Origin of the sequence: Zobellia laminariae (genome assembly GCF_030553095.1) — a bacterium.
Lineage (GTDB): Bacteria > Bacteroidota > Bacteroidia > Flavobacteriales > Flavobacteriaceae > Zobellia > Zobellia laminariae.
In genome coordinates, this window is record NZ_CP130738.1 from 2,941,774 (window position 1) to 2,958,478 (window position 16,705).

14 protein-coding genes and 5 pseudogenes are annotated in these 16,705 nt (G+C 36.3%); 13 read left to right on the forward strand and 6 right to left on the reverse strand.

Features of this window, described 5'->3' with window-relative positions:
• Positions 1-9: 9 nt before the first annotated feature.
• Positions 10-1,173 (forward strand): sigma-54-dependent transcriptional regulator, encoded by a 1,164-nt coding sequence (locus Q5W13_RS14125; RefSeq protein WP_155594434.1) that lies wholly within the window; start codon positions 10-12, stop codon positions 1,171-1,173.
• 58 nt (positions 1,174-1,231) lie between these two features.
• On the opposite strand, the gene Q5W13_RS14130 is transcribed toward Q5W13_RS14125, so the two are convergent.
• Complete coding sequence (locus tag Q5W13_RS14130) at positions 1,232-1,921, reverse strand: hypothetical protein (RefSeq protein WP_304443434.1); 690 nt, start codon at positions 1,919-1,921, stop codon at positions 1,232-1,234.
• A gap of 199 nt (positions 1,922-2,120) precedes the next feature.
• Between Q5W13_RS14130 and Q5W13_RS14135 the strand changes: the two are divergent.
• From Q5W13_RS14135 to Q5W13_RS14145, 3 pseudogenes are all read left to right on the forward strand, one after another.
• Positions 2,121-3,007: pseudogene (locus Q5W13_RS14135) on the forward strand (PPK2 family polyphosphate kinase).
• Positions 3,004-4,385: pseudogene (locus Q5W13_RS14140) on the forward strand (M28 family peptidase). Before Q5W13_RS14135 ends, Q5W13_RS14140 begins: the two co-directional pseudogenes overlap by 4 nt.
• A gap of 164 nt (positions 4,386-4,549) precedes the next feature.
• Positions 4,550-5,480, forward strand: a pseudogene (locus tag Q5W13_RS14145) (peptidylprolyl isomerase).
• 536 nt (positions 5,481-6,016) lie between these two features.
• Here Q5W13_RS14145 and Q5W13_RS14150 read toward each other — a convergent pair.
• Positions 6,017-6,211 carry a cold-shock protein gene (locus Q5W13_RS14150; RefSeq protein WP_013994176.1) on the reverse strand — a complete coding sequence of 65 codons (195 nt, stop codon included), beginning with the start codon at positions 6,209-6,211 and terminating at the stop codon, positions 6,017-6,019.
• Positions 6,212-6,519: 308 nt separating this feature from the next.
• The gene (locus Q5W13_RS14155) at positions 6,520-7,158 is read right to left on the reverse strand and encodes a peroxiredoxin (protein ID WP_155594429.1); all 639 of its coding nucleotides are present in this window, start codon (positions 7,156-7,158) and stop codon (positions 6,520-6,522) included.
• A gap of 108 nt (positions 7,159-7,266) precedes the next feature.
• Here Q5W13_RS14155 and Q5W13_RS25105 point away from each other — a divergent pair, with 108 nt between their 5' ends.
• Together Q5W13_RS25105 and Q5W13_RS25110 are read left to right on the forward strand one after the other, a co-directional pair.
• Positions 7,267-7,584, forward strand: a complete 318-nt coding sequence (locus tag Q5W13_RS25105) for a DinB family protein (RefSeq protein ID WP_368662255.1) — start codon at positions 7,267-7,269, stop codon at positions 7,582-7,584.
• Positions 7,556-7,810 carry a DinB family protein gene (locus tag Q5W13_RS25110; RefSeq protein WP_368662256.1) on the forward strand — a complete coding sequence of 85 codons (255 nt, stop codon included), beginning with the start codon at positions 7,556-7,558 and terminating at the stop codon, positions 7,808-7,810. Before Q5W13_RS25105 ends, Q5W13_RS25110 begins: the two co-directional genes overlap by 29 nt.
• 35 nt (positions 7,811-7,845) lie before the next feature.
• On the opposite strand, the gene Q5W13_RS14165 is transcribed toward Q5W13_RS25110, so the two are convergent.
• Positions 7,846-8,403 (reverse strand): thioredoxin family protein, encoded by a 558-nt coding sequence (locus Q5W13_RS14165; protein WP_304443435.1) that lies wholly within the window; start codon positions 8,401-8,403, stop codon positions 7,846-7,848.
• A gap of 113 nt (positions 8,404-8,516) precedes the next feature.
• Between Q5W13_RS14165 and Q5W13_RS14170 the strand changes: the two are divergent.
• From Q5W13_RS14170 to Q5W13_RS14180, 3 genes and pseudogenes are all read left to right on the forward strand, one after another.
• Positions 8,517-8,857 (forward strand): annotated as a pseudogene (locus tag Q5W13_RS14170) (tRNA-binding protein).
• Between the two features lie 4 nt (positions 8,858-8,861).
• Entirely contained in the window at positions 8,862-9,665 is an 804-nt protein-coding gene (locus Q5W13_RS14175) for a bile acid:sodium symporter family protein (RefSeq protein WP_368662257.1), read from the forward strand.
• A gap of 114 nt (positions 9,666-9,779) precedes the next feature.
• The gene (locus Q5W13_RS14180; RefSeq protein WP_304443436.1) at positions 9,780-10,823 is read left to right on the forward strand and encodes a lysophospholipid acyltransferase family protein; all 1,044 of its coding nucleotides are present in this window, start codon (positions 9,780-9,782) and stop codon (positions 10,821-10,823) included.
• A gap of 80 nt (positions 10,824-10,903) precedes the next feature.
• Here the strand turns inward: Q5W13_RS14180 and Q5W13_RS14185 are convergent, their stop codons facing one another.
• Positions 10,904-11,284, reverse strand: a complete 381-nt coding sequence (locus Q5W13_RS14185) for a PUR family DNA/RNA-binding protein (RefSeq protein WP_155594423.1) — start codon at positions 11,282-11,284, stop codon at positions 10,904-10,906.
• An 81-nt stretch (positions 11,285-11,365) separates the two neighbouring features.
• Positions 11,366-13,117 (reverse strand): annotated as a pseudogene (locus Q5W13_RS14190) (ABC transporter ATP-binding protein); the annotation flags it as partial.
• A gap of 322 nt (positions 13,118-13,439) precedes the next feature.
• Between Q5W13_RS14190 and nusB the strand changes: the two are divergent.
• The 4 genes from nusB (at position 13,440) to Q5W13_RS14210 (ending at position 16,672) form a co-directional block, all read left to right on the forward strand.
• On the forward strand, positions 13,440-14,387 hold the full coding sequence (gene nusB / locus Q5W13_RS14195; RefSeq protein ID WP_304443437.1) for a transcription antitermination factor NusB: 948 nt from the start codon (positions 13,440-13,442) through the stop codon (positions 14,385-14,387).
• A 39-nt stretch (positions 14,388-14,426) separates the two neighbouring features.
• Positions 14,427-14,900, forward strand: coding sequence for a DUF1573 domain-containing protein (locus Q5W13_RS14200; protein ID WP_304443438.1), 474 nt, complete (start codon positions 14,427-14,429; stop codon positions 14,898-14,900).
• Positions 14,901-14,922: 22 nt separating this feature from the next.
• The gene (yajC, locus tag Q5W13_RS14205) at positions 14,923-15,210 is read left to right on the forward strand and encodes a preprotein translocase subunit YajC (RefSeq protein WP_155594419.1); all 288 of its coding nucleotides are present in this window, start codon (positions 14,923-14,925) and stop codon (positions 15,208-15,210) included.
• A gap of 112 nt (positions 15,211-15,322) precedes the next feature.
• Complete coding sequence (locus Q5W13_RS14210) at positions 15,323-16,672, forward strand: Gfo/Idh/MocA family protein (protein ID WP_304443439.1); 1,350 nt, start codon at positions 15,323-15,325, stop codon at positions 16,670-16,672.
• Positions 16,673-16,705 lie beyond the last annotated feature (33 nt).

Consider the following 16,705-nt stretch of genomic DNA (forward strand, 5'->3'; position numbering starts at 1 on the left):
TAAGATACTATGCCCAAAATATTAGTAATCGAAGATGAAGCTGCAATTAGACGTGTGCTGGTTAAGATTCTTTCTGAAGAAAGCGACAGTTATCAATTGGAAGAAGCAGAAGACGGTTTAAAAGGTTTAGAAGCTGTTAAGAACAACGATTATGATCTGGTGCTCTGCGATATTAAGATGCCAAAAATGGATGGTGTAGAAGTGTTGGAAGCTGCTCGAAAAATAAAACCAGAAATTCCTTTTATAATGATTTCCGGTCATGGAGATTTAGATACTGCGGTAAACACCATGAGGCTCGGTGCTTTTGACTACATTTCAAAACCACCAGATCTTAACCGCCTTTTGACAACTGTACGAAATGCGGTAGATCGCAAAGTATTGGTTGTTGAAAATAAGGTCTTAAAGAAAAAGGTGAGCAAGAATTATGAGATGATCGGTAATAGCGAAGAGATTTCCGTCATTAAAGATATGATCGAGAAAGTTGCCCCTACTGATGCTCGCGTGCTTATAACGGGATCAAATGGTACCGGTAAAGAATTGGTAGCGCATTGGGTTCATGAAAAAAGTTACCGTAGTGGTGGGCCGTTTATTGAGGTGAATTGTGCTGCTATTCCATCAGAATTAATAGAAAGCGAACTTTTTGGTCACGTAAAAGGTGCTTTTACATCCGCTGTAAGAGACCGTGCGGGTAAATTTGAAGCAGCTAATAAGGGAACTATTTTTCTTGACGAAATTGGTGATATGAGCTTATCTGCCCAAGCCAAGGTACTTAGGGCTCTTCAGGAAAGTAAAATTTCTCGTGTAGGTACTGATAAAGATATTAAAGTAGATGTACGCGTTATTGCTGCAACGAACAAAAACCTTAAAAAGGAAATAGAAGATGGTAATTTCCGAGAGGATTTATACCATAGATTAGCAGTAATTTTAATTCAAGTTCCTGCCTTGAACGATAGACGTGATGATATACCGTTGCTTATAGAACATTTTGCCAAAAAAATAGCTTCCGAACAGGGTATTGCACCCAAAGTTTTTTCGGCTAAAGCTATCAAACTTCTTAAAAGTTACGATTGGACAGGGAATATTAGAGAGCTAAGAAACGTAGTTGAACGTTTAATTATCTTAGGTGGGAAAGAAGTGGCAGAAGAAGATGTGAAACTTTTTGCCAGTAAATAAGCTATAAATTCACGTAGCTGTAATATCTGGAAACTTAGAGTAGGATTATGAAATAGTCCTACTTTCTTTCGCAATTACCCAAACGGTCAAGAGCCTTCTCTGTAATTTCTTTAGTCTTTAAATTGTAGTATTTCTTGCTTTCAGACAAGTGTGGCTTCAAAAGTTCTTGCTCACAATTTTCGTAAATATTTTGAGCAAAAGCGCGAGCTTCGGCACAATCTACGGTATTGATAACATGATCTAAAGAAGTTTTATATTTCAATAAAGAAGTGTCTATTCTCTGACGTATTTTATTCTGGTCAAGAAAAGCCATAGTCTCTTCGTTGTTAGAACTGGCAACGTTCATAATCAAATTATCAGAACCGTATATACTACCATGTTCATCATGGTTTGCAATTGCTTCAAGGCTTTCTATACTAAATAAAAGTGCTTTGTTCAATAATATTCTAGCACCTGCAAGCGAAGTGGCTTTAGTGGCGTTTTTTAAATATTCAATATTCTCTAGAGCACTGTCCGAAGCTTCTTCACAACCACAATCTGCAATATTTTTTTTTGATTTTTCAAGGGCAGTTAGTGCCTTATATGTATAAAAACGAGTCATTTGCAAGTCTTTCATAGAAAGAGCTTTTTTGGTCTGACTTTTTACATAACCTAGATTAGAGGTTGCGTAATCACAATCCTGACTTGCCCCATAAGAGGAAGAGAATGTAAATATGAATAGAAATAGTATAAAGTAAAATAACTTCATATGTTAGGTTTTATGTGCTGTAAAATTTGGGATTATTACAGTGTAAAGTTACCCCGGTCAGGTGGTTAACGTGTAGTTTTTTCGATGGATGGCGCCCTCTCTATAGTATTTTGGATGAACCGGAAGTTTCTGTTGCTAAACGGTCATTTTTTTTAACATTCACGACCGTTCAACGGTAAAATAGTTTTATATTCAACCTATGTATGGAAAAAAAATAACCTCATTTAGGGTAGATAAGAGCATCAAGTTGTCAAAATGTGCTACCAAAGAAGATTTTGGTGTCAGCGATAAAAAACTGAAAAAGGACTTGGAATCCATCCGCGAGGAGCTGGGTGATTTTCAAGATACACTCTACGCTCACTCAAAATACAGCGTGTTAATCTGCTTACAGGGTATGGATAGCGCCGGAAAGGATAGTTTAATTCGTGAAGTATTCAAAGATTTTAATGCACGTGGTGTTGTAGTGCACAGTTTTAAGGTGCCAACCAAATTAGAGTTAGGTCATGATTTTCTATGGAGACACTATATAGCCTTACCGGCAAAAGGAAAGTTTGGCGTATTTAATAGAACACATTATGAGAATGTTTTAGTGACCCGTGTACATCCAGAATACATAATGGGTGAGCATATTCCATAGGTATTCATGAGGTGTCAGATATTGACCAGAAATTTTGGGACAAACGTTTTGAGCAGATAAACAACTTTGAGCGGCATATTGCTGAAAGTGGTACAATTGTATTTAAGTTTTTTCTTCACCTTTCAAAAGAAGAGCAGCGCTTAAGGTTGCTTAGAAGATTGGAGTTGAAACGTAAGAATTGGAAATTTTCTCCGGGAGATCTTGAAGAACGAAAGTTATGGGATACGTATCAAAAATTTTATGAAGAAGCCATTAACGAGACTTCAAAACCACACGCCCCGTGGTATGTTGTTCCTGCAGATAATAAAAAGGCGGCACGAGTAATTGTCGCTTCAGTCTTACTTGAAGAGCTTAAAAAATATAAGGATATTAAGGAGCCAGAGCTTGATGATAAAATTAAAGCCAACTTGGCGGAATATAAAGAACAATTAGAAAAAGAAGCTCAATGAAGAAAATAATCCTTCTCCTACTATGTATAGGTATTAGTGTAAATGGGTATACCCAAAACGAAGATGAGAAACAGTTAAAAAAAATCTATGATCAAGCACTTACTGATGGCAAGGCATATGACTGGCTTAATTATCTTTCTAATCAAATAGGAGGTAGGTTATCTGGTAGTCTTGAGGCACAAGAAGCGGTAGAATATACTAAAGCTCAATTAGATTCATTGGGTCTTGACCGTGTTTGGCTTCAGCCTGTAAAAGTTCCTAAATGGGTTCGCGGCACACCAGAATTTGCCTATTTTGAAACAAGCATGGTCTTTCAACCAATGTGTCTATTTGTGCACTTGGTGGATCTGTAGCAACTCCTCTGCAAGGAATTAAGGCAGGTGTTGTTGAGGTGCAAGGTATTGAAGATTTGCAAAAGTTAGGTAAAGCCAAGATAGAAGGTAACATCGTTTTTTATAATAGGCCAATGGATCCTACCGTAATAAGCACTTTTGCTTCCTATTCTGGTTGTGTAGACCAGCGTTATTCAGGAGCAGAAGAGGCAGCAAAATACGGAGCTGTTGGGGTAATTGTCAGGTCTATGAATTTACGATTAGATGATTATCCGCATACGGGCTCTATGAGCTATGGAGATACACCAGTATCAAAAAGAATTCCTGCTGCAGCTATAAGTACTAAAGGGGCGGAATTATTGAGTACTACTTTAAAGTTAAGCACAGAGACTCAGTTTTATTTCAAACAGAATTGTAAGCAGTTTAATGATGTTGACTCGTTTAATGTTATAGGTGAAATAAAGGGAAGTGAGTTTCCAAATGAAATTATGGTAGTAGGGGGGCATCTAGATTCTTGGGATTTAGGAGACGGCTCTCATGATGACGGTGCTGGTTGCGTACAAAGTATGGATGTTCTCCGTCTTTTGAAAGCCACAGGGTATAAGCCAAAAAGGACTATTCGTGCTGTGTTGTTTATGAATGAGGAAAATGGATTAAGAGGTGGTAATAAGTATGCAGAGGTAGCCAGTAATAAAAAGGAAAAGCACGTTTTTGCTTTAGAAAGTGATGCGGGTGGTTTTACGCCACGCGGATTTTCTTTTGACTGTTCGGACGAAAATCTGAAACAAGTTCATAGCTGGAAAAGTCTTTTTGAACCGTATTATATTCATCTTTTTGAAAAAGGATATAGTGGTGCAGATATTAGACCTTTAAAAAGTGATGACATGGTTTTGGCAGGTCTTAGACCTGATTCGCAACGTTACTTTGTGCACCATCACGCAGAAAACGATACGTTTGAACACGTTAATGAGCGCGAGTTGGAACTAGGTGCTGCTACAATGGCTAGTTTGGTTTACTTGTTTGATAAATATGGAATTATAAAGTAGATTCTATAAAAGCAAGGAGAAGTCCTTTAGGGTTTCTTTTATTCTTCAAATAATAGGGTCTTTTTCTTTGGGTAAAAAGATATAGAATTGATTAGTGCCAAGGTTTACGGTCAAGATTTTTGAACAAATTTGCCTATCTTTGCCGCTCATTAAAAAAATGAAAAATGCAAGACGGAATCTACGCAAAATTCAATACGGATAAAGGTGAGATATTAGTAAAACTAACTCATGATAAAACTCCGGGAACGGTAGGTAACTTTGTTGCCCTTGCCGAAGGAAAACAAGATAACTCTGCAAAAGCTGCAGGTGAGCCATATTATGATGGATTAAAATTCCACAGGGTAATTCCTGATTTTATGGTACAAGGTGGATGTCCACAAGGTACTGGTAGCGGTGATGCCGGTTATAAGTTTGATGATGAATTTCATCCAGACCTTAATCATTCGGATAAGGTGTACTTTCTATGGCAAATGCAGGCCTGGTACTAACGGTAGCCAGTTCTTTATTACTCATGTGCCAACACCATGGTTAGATAATAAGCATACTGTTTTTGGTAAAGTAGAAAGCGGTCAAGAGGTGGTAGATGCTATTGCTCAAGGCGACAAAATAAACAGTGTTGAAATCGTTCGTGTAGGTGATGAAGCTCAGAAATGGGATGCTCTTGCGAGTTTTGCCAAGTTTAAGAGTTCTAAAGAAGAACGTTTAGCTGAAGAAAAGGCTAAGCAATCTGCAGAATTAGATAAAATAGCTGCTGGCTTTGATGAGACTGAAAGTGGATTGAGATATAAAATGATTCAAAAAGGAAATGGTGCACAGGCCGAAAAAGGTCAGACGGTATCAGTTCATTATGAAGGTTCTTTATTGAACGGTCAAGTTTTTGATTCTTCTTACAAGCGTAACGAACCAATTGATTTTCAATTAGGAGTTGGTCAAGTAATTCCAGGATGGGATGAAGGTATTCAACTTTTAAAAGTAGGAGATAAGGCCAGATTGGTGATACCTTCTAGCTTAGGATATGGTAGTGCAGGTGCAGGCGGTGTTATTCCTCCAAATGCTACATTACTGTTTGATGTTGAATTAATGGGCGTAAAATAAAAAAGCAACTTTGCTATTTTAATAGATAATGAAAAGCCTTGACAGAAATGTCAGGGCTTTCTTTTTTTATTGCTCCACTTTCTAGGAGCATTCGTCTAATGAGTGTATCATTAATGTGTACCTACGCTAAGTAGTTACGTAAATAAACTAATGTTGGTGGTTTTTAATTCAAAAAAAACATGACGGAGGAGGGCAGGGTGGTTTTTTGCCACTCAGCTAAAGAATCAATGAATCTACCCAATGCCGTTTATCGGGAATTCTTTGCTCTGTCTGTGCTCAGAATTAGTAAAATGATATTTACTACAAGCAACACGAAAATAATACCAAAAAAAGCAAGCATATTCTATTGTTTGGTTAATTGGGGAAAACCTAGTCTTTAACTGACGCACAAATAGCAAAAGGGTTGCGTTAAAAACTTTAGAACAAATGTATGAAAAATACGACAAGATTGTCAATACTTACTTATATGAAATAAAAAAAAGCCCTGTTACCATTGGTAACAGGGCTTTTGTATAAAAAAAGTTTATGCGTCTTTCTTAGTCAACTACTTTCACATTTACCGCGTTCAATCCTTTTTTACCTTGTTGTAGCTCAAATTCTACAACGTCACCTTCACGAATTTCATCGATTAAACCAGAAATGTGTACAAAGTGATCTTCGCTTGAACCATCTTCAGTGATAAAACCGTAACCTTTGGAATCATTGAAGAATTTTACTGTTCCTTTACTCATAATACAAAAAAATTAAATTAAATTATGCCACAAAGATAACTATAAAAAATTAATTCAATGATTTTAACTAAGTTATCTTTACTTTATCTGAAGGTTATTTAGAAAATATTTCTTCCATCTTATAAGTTTGCTAACAGCTTTCATGTGAGATTTTTACAAATTTTAGAATAGACTCTCAATTGAATAAGAAGAAAGCAATGTGCTTATAGATATCTACCCTTGTTATTTCTTTTGTAAGAATTATAGAAATTACAAAGCCATCTATATTTTTAAATTATAGATGGCTTCGTTATTAATTAAAAAGACCTTTATAATGTTGGGTCTGGTGTCATGCGTAAATAAGGTTTAACCTCTTTAACACCTTTAGTAAACATTTGTTTTGCGTCTTCGGTAGAAATTGCCGGGCTTACTACAACATCTTCACCATTTTTCCAGTTGGCAGGTGTTGCTACTTTATGATTGGCAGTAAGTTGTAGAGAATCTATTACACGTAATAATTCATAAAAATTACGACCAGTGGAAGCTGGGTAGGTCAACATTAATTTTACTGTTCTGTCTGGTGCTATAATAAATACAGAACGTACCGTTAAAGTACTGTCAGCTTTTGGGTGAATCATATCATACAGGTCAGAAACTTTTCTGTCTTCATCTGCTATAATAGGAAACTCTACATTGGTCTTTTGAACCTCGTTAATATCTTTTATCCATTCAAGGTGAGATGCAGCACCATCTACGCTTAATGCTATCATCTTAACATTACGTTTGTCAAATTCACCCTTAAATTGAGCAGCTGTACCTAATTCAGTAGTACAAACCGGTGTAAAATCTGCTGGGTGAGAAAAAAGTATACCCCAACTATCTCCTAAATAATCATAAAGGTTAATTTTTCCAATAGAACTGTCTGCTGTAAAATTAGGGGCTTTGTCGCCCAATCGTATTGTTGCCATTATATATGTTTTTAGGTTTGAAACTTAATCCTATAAAATTAGTAGATTATAGAAAGACGACCTTAGGTTTATGGTTAAAAATGTATTAAAGTTTCCTATTTTTAGTGCATGGAAAAAATAGATTTAGAGCAGTTAAAATATCCGATAGGAAAATTTGAAAAACCTGCGCAGATAACCCACGAACAAATTCAGGAATGGATTCATATTTTGGAAATGATTCCTGAAGAGCTAGAGAACCTGGTTAAGGATTTAACAGAGGAACAATTAGAAACGCCTTATAGACCTGGTGGGTGGACGGTAAGACAAACGGTCCATCATATAGCAGATAGTCATCATAATAGCTATCTACGATTTAAATGGGCACTTACGGAGGATAACCCTATTATAAAAGCTTACGATGAAAATCTTATGGGCCGAACTTTTTGATACCAAGACCGCACCTATTCAGTTTTCTTTAGATCAGTTAAAGGCTATTCATGGTAAATTAGTCTATTTGTTAAAAGGACTTTCTAGTCTTCAACTTAAAAAGACTTTTATTCATCCTCACAATAATACGGAAGTATCATTAGATGAGAATATAGGAACTTACGCGTGGCATGGAAGACATCACTTTGCTCAAATTTTTAATTTAATAGAGAGGAAAGGCTGGTAGCATTCCCGATGATTTTTTAAAAGAAACGAGAAAAGTTATTTTTTCCATTTGATGTTGCAACCAATACTTGGCTTTTGTAACTTGCTTATAGGTCTATTTTCAATTAAAGCGTCAATGGCATTTCTTAAATCTTTTCCGGTTACGGGAATGCCATTTTCTGGTCGGGAATCATCTAACTGACCACGGTACACTAATTTCAAATTCGCATCAAATAAATAGAAATCAGGTGTGCAGGCAGCATCATAATCCTTTCCTACTTGCTGAGTTCGGTCATATAAATAAGGGAACGTATACCCTTCCTCTAAAGCTACTTGTTTCATGAGGTGTGGAGCATCCTGCGGGTAATTGTCAACATCATTGCTAGAAATGGCGATGAAACCAATTTCTTTGGATTGATAATCTCTTGCCAATTTTGCTAATTCCGGGTTAACATGCTTAACGAAAGGGCAGTGGTTACAAATAAAGGCTATAACAGTTCCTTTTCTGCCTTTCAGATTAGTAAGGGATGCTTGCTCCCCGTTCTGGGTATTCAATAAATTAAAATCTGGGGCTAGCGTTCCTAACGGAAGCATATTACTGGGAGTTCTTGACATTATTAGTTGTATTTAAAACTTAAAGTTATAAAAAGTATTTTGAGTGCCTTTGCAAAACCATAATCTATTTTTACCTTCATCTTCTGTAAATAATCTAAACACTAAATAATAACATGGGCGATACGATAAACTGGCAGGACTTTGCAAAGATAGATCTGCGCGTCGGAACGGTTATTAAAGTAGATGATTTTCCTGAAGCTCGGAACCCTGCATACCAACTTCATATAGATTTTGGAGAAGAAATAGGAGTAAAAAAAACATCTGCACAAGTTACCACGCTATATACTAAAGAACAACTTTTAGATACCCATAGGTGGTTGCTGTTGTAAATTTTCCTAAAAAGCAGATTGCGAATTTCATGAGTGAATGTCTAATATTAGGTGCCGTTAATGGCAAGGATGTGGAGCTTTTACAACCAAGAGCTACAGTCGCAAACGGACTGAAAATATCGTAATTGATTGACTGAAAATTTACTAGATAACGTCTCCCTTAATTTTGACGCACAGGCGCAGTGGATATTGAATGTTTCTCTTGCATTTGTAATGTTCGGCATTGCTTTAGAAATTTCTATATCAGATTTTAAGGGGCTTCTTAAGAGCCCTAAACCAATATTTACAGGTCTAGTTAGTCAGTTTTTTTTACTTCCGCTATTAACTTTTCTTCTAGTATTGATAATAAACCCTATACCTAGTATTGCCTTGGGTATGATAATGGTGGCAGCTTGTCCGGGAGGTAATGTTTCTAATTATATATCTCATGTAGCAGGTGGTAACACAGCACTATCTGTAAGTCTTACTGCGGCTGCTACATTGTTGGCGGTTGTAATTACTCCTTTAAATCTTCAGTTTTGGGGTAATTTATATGTACCTACGCAACAGATTTTAACAAAAGTAGCATTATCGCCATGGCAAATGATTCAACTGGTTTCACTGTTATTAGGATTACCGTTAGCTTTAGGTATTTGGGTAAATCATCTCAGGCCCAACTTTGCGAAAAAATTAGGCAAAGTTCTTAAAGTAGTATCATTGGTCTTTTTTATACTATTGGTATTTTTGGCGCTGTATAATAACCGCACAGTATTTTACGATTACATTTTGTACGTATTCTGGATTGTAGTTTTACATAATATCCTTGGCTTTTTTAACGGGGTTCTCGTTCGCCAAAGTTATGGGGCTGTCAAAAAGAAACATACGTTCAGTAACCATAGAAACGGGCATTCAGAATTCTGGATTAGGCTTAATTTTGATTTTTACCTTTTTTGATGGCCTAGGCGGAATGGCGCTATTGGCTGCGTTTTGGGGAATCTGGCATTTGGTCTCTGGCCTTTTACTTGCTACATTTTGGGGTTATAAACCAATTAAAACAGAAACACTGACTTGAAAAATATAGGCTACCAATTATTAAAAAACTGGATTAAAACCGGATTGTATTTTTACTATGGTAAAATTCAAGTTTCAGGGCTAGAGAATGTACCTAAGGGTAAACCTGTACTCTTTTTGCCAAATCACCAAAGTGCGCTGTTAGACGTGCTTTTAATAGGTGTAAACTGCAACCGTAAACCTTTCTTTTTAACGCGGTCAGATGTTTTTACCAAACCCACGCTAAAAAAGTTTTTTGCCTACCTGAGGATGATTCCCATTTATAGGATTAGAGATGGAAGGGAAGCTTTAAAAAATAACCAAGCGGTCTTTGATCAATGTGCAGAAATTTTTGGAAAAGGACATGCCATTCTCATGTTTCCTGAAGCTAACCATAATATTAAGCGTCGTGTAAGACCTTTAAGCAAAGGGTTTACCCGTATTCTGTTCAATGCCGTAGAACAATTGCCAAATACAGATATTCATATTGTTCCTGTAGGGCTTAATTATAAAAGCAATTCTGGGTTTCCGGATAGGATGGCTATTTACTTTGACAAAAGTATTGTGGTAAATACAATGTACGACGCCAACGATGTGCAAGGTTCGGTGAATAGTGTAAAGGGAATGGTGTCCGACAGACTTAAAACGCTAACTACGCACATTGCAGATGAGAAGCAATATGATAATATTTCAGGGCAATTAAATGCTTTGGATGTTGATTTTCTGAATCCTTTTGAGACCAATAAAGTTATTAAGACCATAGACCCAACAAAGTCTGTAAATCCTGTCAAAAAGAAAAAAGGATTTTTTGGCGTGGTGGGCAACGCTGTTTTTACGGTATTAAATTTTCCGTTACTTCTATTGTGGCGCAAATGGGCCAGACCCAAGGTTTGGGAGCCAGAATTTATGGGGACCCTGCGGTTTGGTTTTGCCCTATTGGCTTATCCTGTGTACTATGCGTTATTGTTTACGGTAATAGCTTTGCTCTGCAATGGAATTGTAGGTTTAGGAGCTATTGTATTCTTGTTTTTATATAATTGGTTATACGTGCGAACCAATTAATTTTTTGAGTGCAGTAAGAACTTATTAAAATAGAAAACGACCCGAAAGGGTCGTTTTAGTATAGAATTTGGTGCTAGTTTTTAAATATCGTCAAAACTAACATCGGTAAAGCTTTCTGTTTCTGTAGGTTTCAATTCTTCAGTAACCTTTACTTCCTCTTCTTTCTTAAAGTCTTTTTGGTGACGTTCAGAGATAACTTCAGAGCCTTTTTCTTCAATAATGAAATTCATCATTTCCTCTACATTTTCCTTAAAGGCCTCAAAATCTTCTTTATATAGATAAATCTTGTGCTTTTTATAATGAAAAGAGCCATCATCGTGAGTGAATTTTTTACTCTCTGTGATGGTTAAATAATAATCGCCTGCCTTGGTACTTCGTACGTCAAAGAAATACGTGCGTCTTCCCGCCCGTAAAACTTTGGAATGAATTTCCTCCTGGTCCATTGAATCTTTTTCGTTCATCGCGTTTAAAGTGTAGTTAATAGTTGTTAATCTTTCAAAAATGTAAAAAAAAAGCCAATACGGCAACAATTTTTTAGTTTTCTTTTTCTCTGACAGTTGGGTGTAGTATAAATCTTTGTAATACCCTTCAACACTGTTTAAATCAGTGTGGTTGCCTTCTTGGAGAAGTTTACCATTGGAAAGAACTAATACTTTGTCCGCATTTTTAGCAGATGATACCCGGTGACTAACTATAAGTGTAGTACGATTTTTAGAGGCCTTTTTCAGGTTATTTAAAATATCTTCTTCCGTTTCTGTATCTACAGCGGATAAGCAATCATCAAAAAGATATATCTCTGGTTTTTTCAATAATGCCCTGGCAATAGATACCCGTTGTTTTTGTCCGCCGCTCAGCGTAATTCCCCTTTCGCCTAAAACCGTATCATATCCTTTTGAAAAGCCCATTATGTTTTCATGAACTACGGCATTCTTAGCAGCTTCTATAACTTCTTCATCAGTAGCATTTTCTTTTCCAAACTTAATATTGGTCTTAATAGAATCTGAGAATAAGAAAGCATCTTGCGGTACAGCGCCTATTGCTTGCCGTATACTATTTATATTCAAATCTTTAATAGGAGTGTCATCTATCAATATTTCTCCAGAAGTTACATCGTATAATCTTGCAATCAAATCTAATATTGTAGACTTTCCAGAACCCGTTTTGCCAAGAATAGCTACTGTTTCGCCTTCATTAATGGTAAATGAAATATTATCCAGAGCGGTAATTTCTGTATCCTCATAGGTAAAGGTTACATTTTTGAATTCTATTTTTCCTTTAATCGGTGTTTCTTCAAGTACTGTATTCTTAATATCTGGAGTTTCGCTCAAGAATTCGTTTATACGTTTTTGCGAGGCTTCTGCGCGTTGTACAATAGAGGTTAACCAACCAATAATGGCCACTGGCCAAGTAAGCATGTTTACGTAGAGAACAAATTCAGCAATGACTCCTGATGAGGCTATTTCTCCGTTTATATATTGTTTTCCACCTATATAAATAACAAAAATATTACTGATACCAATAAGTAATACCATTAATGGAAAAAACCATGCATTTACCTTGGCTAAATCCATGCTTTTATCCTTGCCCTCAACAGCCAAAGTGCTTAAGTCATTATTTATGCTCGGTTCTAAGGCATAGGCCTTAATTACAGAAACTCCAGAAAATACTTCTTGTGTAAAAGTTGATAGTGTGGAAAGATACTGTTGAACAATAGTACTGCGTTCATGAATTATCTTGCTGATATAATAAATCAGAACCGATAAAATAGGTAGCGGAATTAATGTATACGCGGCCAGTTTAGGTGCCGTCATAAACATAATAGGTATAATACAGGCAAATAAAGTTATAGTATTGATGCCGTACATTAATGCTGGCCCGGAATACATACGTACCTTATGGTTAACATCTTCACTAATGCGGTTCATGAGGTCACCAGTCCTATTTTTCTTGTAAAAGTTTAGGCTCAAAAACTGGTAATGGTCAAATATTTCATTTTTAAGGTCATACTCTATATACCTAGAAACATTGATTATTGTCTGACGCATTAAAAAAGTGAAGAAACCCGATAGCAGGGCAGCCCCCACAATAATTAAAATATACTCTAGCAGGAGTCCTTTTGCAGCTGATTCCTCAACCTGTCCGTCCATAAAGTTTTCGATAACCACTATCGACTCTTTTACGTACCTAGGCATAACCAATTGTAGCACACGAGCAATAATGGTAATGAATAGCCCAACCAGTAATTTGGACCAATATTTTTTAAAGTACTTATTTAGGTGTGCAAGTTCCTTCATGCAGGGTATAAACTAAGGCTATATTTAATTGGCCAAAGATAATGGTTTGGGTATAAACCATATGTTATAAATACCATAAGATGTTGATGGATTACAAATTGACGGAAATTAAATATAAGAAGGCTAAAAGTTAAGTTTATGGTAATTCTTTATCTTTTTTTAGCTGTCAATAACCTTAACAACAGGCTTTTGTGGTCGTGTTTCTCTCCGATAATCAAAAGCTATGATTGTTTCATCGTTTTGTATAGTAGTCTTTTGGGGTTTATTCTTATTTTTGCCACGTGAAAGTCAAACCAATACTATTCCAAAAAAGTTCTTTAAAATGCTAACACGAAGACACATACGGGTAAAAGTAATGCAATGTATTTATGCAATTACCCAATCTAAAGACGATTCTTTAGAGAAACAAGAAAAATTTCTACGGTTTAGCATAGACAATATGTATACGCTTTACCTTCTAATGCTGAGCTTAATCATTGAGATTCAGAAAAGGGGGTCGGACCAATTAAGAATTTCTTCAAAAAAATATCTAGCTACTGAGGCAGATAATTTACCGGATCAGGCAAAATTTGTAAATAACAAATTATTGCTTCAAATGGTACATAACGAACCATTATTGGCTGAGCTTAAAAAAAGAAAGCTAGATAACTGGTATTTGAACGAGGAGTATGTAAAGATTATTTACAACAACATGGTTTCAAGTGCGGCATATCAGAAATATATGTCCGTTAAAGGCAGCACTTATGCAGAAGACAAAGAGTTTATTATTACTTTGTTCAAAGAGATTATTGCTCCCGATGAAAAAATTTACGACTATTTTGAAGATAGCAACCTTACTTGGGTAGATGATATTCCTATTGTAAACACTTATATCTTAAAAATGTTTAAAAAGATTAAGAGTGATCAGTCTACCTCTTTCTTCTTACCTCGTTTGATAAAGGATAAAGAAGATGTGGAGTTCGCCAAAAATCTACTTAGAAAAACCTTGTTGAAAGATGGGGAACTTACCAAGGAAATAGAAGGTAAAACTCCTAATTGGGATAAGGACCGTATTGCAGATATGGATGCTATTTTATTAAAGATGGCAATTTGCGAACTTTTGAACTTTCCGTCCATACCGGAAAAAGTAACTATCAATGAATTTTTGGAGATAGCTAAAGAGTATTCCACTCCAAAAAGCAGCATCTTTATCAACGGTATTTTGGATAATCTTGTGAAAGAATACAGAAAAGAAGGTAAGCTTAACAAAATAGGTAGAGGCCTGATTTAAAATAATTGATTAATTTTACCCCAAATTAAAGTTATAGATATGAGAAAAACATTTTTTGCCTTGAGCATGTGTTCACTTATGGCGTTCGTTTCATGTAAAGAAAACGCGTCTAGTAAAGTAAAAACAGATAATGTAGTTGAAGCTGCACAACGTGATGAAGCTGGTAAGCAAATTCCGGTAATGGAGTTTGAGAAAGCAGAGCACGACTTTGGTACAATAGAACAAGGTACACCTCAAGAGACTATATTCACGTTTAAAAATACAGGTAATGCACCTTTAATTATTACAAATGCAACTAGTTCTTGTGGTTGTACTGTTCCTAATCCTCCAAAAGACCCTATCGCACTTATGGGAGATACAGGTGAGTTGGTTGTTAAGTTTAACGGATCGGGACAGAACCAAATAACTAAAACAATTACTGTAAATGCAAATACTGAAAAAGGTACTGAGCAATTACGTATTAAGGCATTTGTGAACCCTAAAGGAGCTGCTCCGGTAGGACCAACAAAATAACAATAGATTAGATATTTAAAATATGGGTGATATAGGACAGTTTCTTCCGATGATTTTGATTTTTGTGGTAGCGTATTTCTTTATGATACGACCTCAAATGAAACGCCAGAAAGATGAAAAGAAATTCGCAGCTGAATTAAAAAGAGGCGATAGGGTAGTTACAAAAAGTGGTTTGCATGGTAAGATCATGGATCTTAACGATAGTGATTTTTCTTGCATACTAGAAACTATGGCTGGTAAATTAAAATTTGATCGTTCTTCCATTTCTATGGAAATGAGCAAAAAATTGAACGCTCCCGAAAAGAAATAACTGTACACAATCAGTAAATTAAAAACACCGCTAAGCAATTAGCGGTGTTTTTTTTTGGTCTCATGCTACCGTAAATTAGTATATTCATCTTCTGAACAAAACAACTTGAACGATGTACCAAAATAGACGAAACTTTATCAAAAAAAGTTCATTGGCCCTAGCAGGGTCTAGTGCTGCATTTTTATTTCCAATGGAGCTTTTAGCTACTATGCGCAAACGTGTTGGTCCTAATGACCGAATCAATGTTGGACTGATTGGTTGTAAGGGGATGGGTTTTAGTGACTTGACCTCTATGCTGAAGATGAGCGAAACGAACGTTATTGCGCTTTGTGATGTAGATGAAGCTGTATTAAAGACAAGAACTGCAGACCTTGAAAAAGCAGGAATTAAAAAGCCCTTGTGGTATCGTGATTATCGTAAGTTACTAGAGAATAAAGATATTGATGTAGTTATTATTGGAACGCCAGACCACTGGCATTGTCTACAGTTGACTGATGCTCTTATGGCAGGAAAGGACGTTTATTGTGAGAAGCCAATAGCTAATTCTATTCAGGAGTCTAATATAATGTTGAATTACGTAAGCTCTAGCGACCGTATGGTTCAAGTTGGTCAATGGCAGCGTAGTCAACCTCATTTTGTAGATGCTATTAATTTTGTGCATTCCGGTAAATTAGGAAACATTCGCTTGGCAAAAGCATGGGCCTATCAAGGTTGGATGAAACCTGTGCCTGTTGTTGCAGATTCTGTAGCTCCGGAAGGCGTAGATTACAAAATGTGGTTAGGTCCTGCTCCGGAACGTGCTTTTAATGCGAATAGGTTTCATTTTAATTTTCGGTGGTTTTGGGATTATGCAGGAGGATTGATGACCGACTGGGGTGTGCATTTGTTAGATTATGCTTTATACGGAATGAAAGCAGGAACTCCTAAATCTGTAATGGCATTAGGTGGAAAGTTCGCGTACCCTGAAGATGCTTCTGAAACTCCAGATACTTTACAAACCGTTTATGAATATGACGGGTTTTCAATTCTTTGGGAGCATGCTACGGGAATAGATGGCGGGAATTATGGTCGTAACCATGGCATTGCTTTTATTGGGAATAATGGTACCCTTGTAGTAGATCGTAACGGCTGGGAAGTTATACCGGAAGAAGAATTTGCGGGTTGGGGTAAAAAAGGAACCCCTAAAATGGAAGCAGTTTCTTATGATAAGGGTAACGCTAGTGGTTTGGATCTGCATACAGCAAACTTTATAGAAGCTGTAAAGAGTAGAGATAACACTAAGCTTAATGCACCCATTAAAGTGGGTTATGACGCTGCCTTAGTATCTCATATGGGTAACGTGGCTTTTAAAACGGGTAATCGTATTTATTGGGATGCTGCATCTGGTAAGTTTAAAGAGGAAGATGCTAATAAGTTAATTACGGCCAATTATCAAAACAATTGGAAGCTACCTATGTTATAATAAAACGATGCTTCCAAGTTTTTGTAAATAAGA

Bases quoted from the DNA above. Each gene is read 5' to 3' on its own strand.
- Q5W13_RS25110 (WP_368662256.1), top strand. From the start codon at position 7,556: ATGAAAATCTTATGGGCCGAACTTTTTGATACCAAGACCGCACCTATT.
- Q5W13_RS14155 (WP_155594429.1), bottom strand. From the start codon at position 7,158: ATGGCAACAATACGATTGGGCGACAAAGCCCCTAATTTTACAGCAGAC.
- yajC (WP_155594419.1), top strand. From the start codon at position 14,923: ATGGGTGATATAGGACAGTTTCTTCCGATGATTTTGATTTTTGTGGTA.
- Q5W13_RS14125 (WP_155594434.1), top strand. From the start codon at position 10: ATGCCCAAAATATTAGTAATCGAAGATGAAGCTGCAATTAGACGTGTG.
- Q5W13_RS14200 (WP_304443438.1), top strand. From the start codon at position 14,427: ATGAGAAAAACATTTTTTGCCTTGAGCATGTGTTCACTTATGGCGTTC.
- Q5W13_RS14210 (WP_304443439.1), top strand. From the start codon at position 15,323: ATGTACCAAAATAGACGAAACTTTATCAAAAAAAGTTCATTGGCCCTA.
- Q5W13_RS14150 (WP_013994176.1), bottom strand. From the start codon at position 6,211: ATGAGTAAAGGAACAGTAAAATTCTTCAATGATTCCAAAGGTTACGGT.
- Q5W13_RS14130 (WP_304443434.1), bottom strand. From the start codon at position 1,921: ATGAAGTTATTTTACTTTATACTATTTCTATTCATATTTACATTCTCT.
- Q5W13_RS25105 (WP_368662255.1), top strand. From the start codon at position 7,267: ATGGAAAAAATAGATTTAGAGCAGTTAAAATATCCGATAGGAAAATTT.
- nusB (WP_304443437.1), top strand. From the start codon at position 13,440: ATGCTAACACGAAGACACATACGGGTAAAAGTAATGCAATGTATTTAT.
- Q5W13_RS14165 (WP_304443435.1), bottom strand. From the start codon at position 8,403: ATGTCAAGAACTCCCAGTAATATGCTTCCGTTAGGAACGCTAGCCCCA.
- Q5W13_RS14185 (WP_155594423.1), bottom strand. From the start codon at position 11,284: ATGAACGAAAAAGATTCAATGGACCAGGAGGAAATTCATTCCAAAGTT.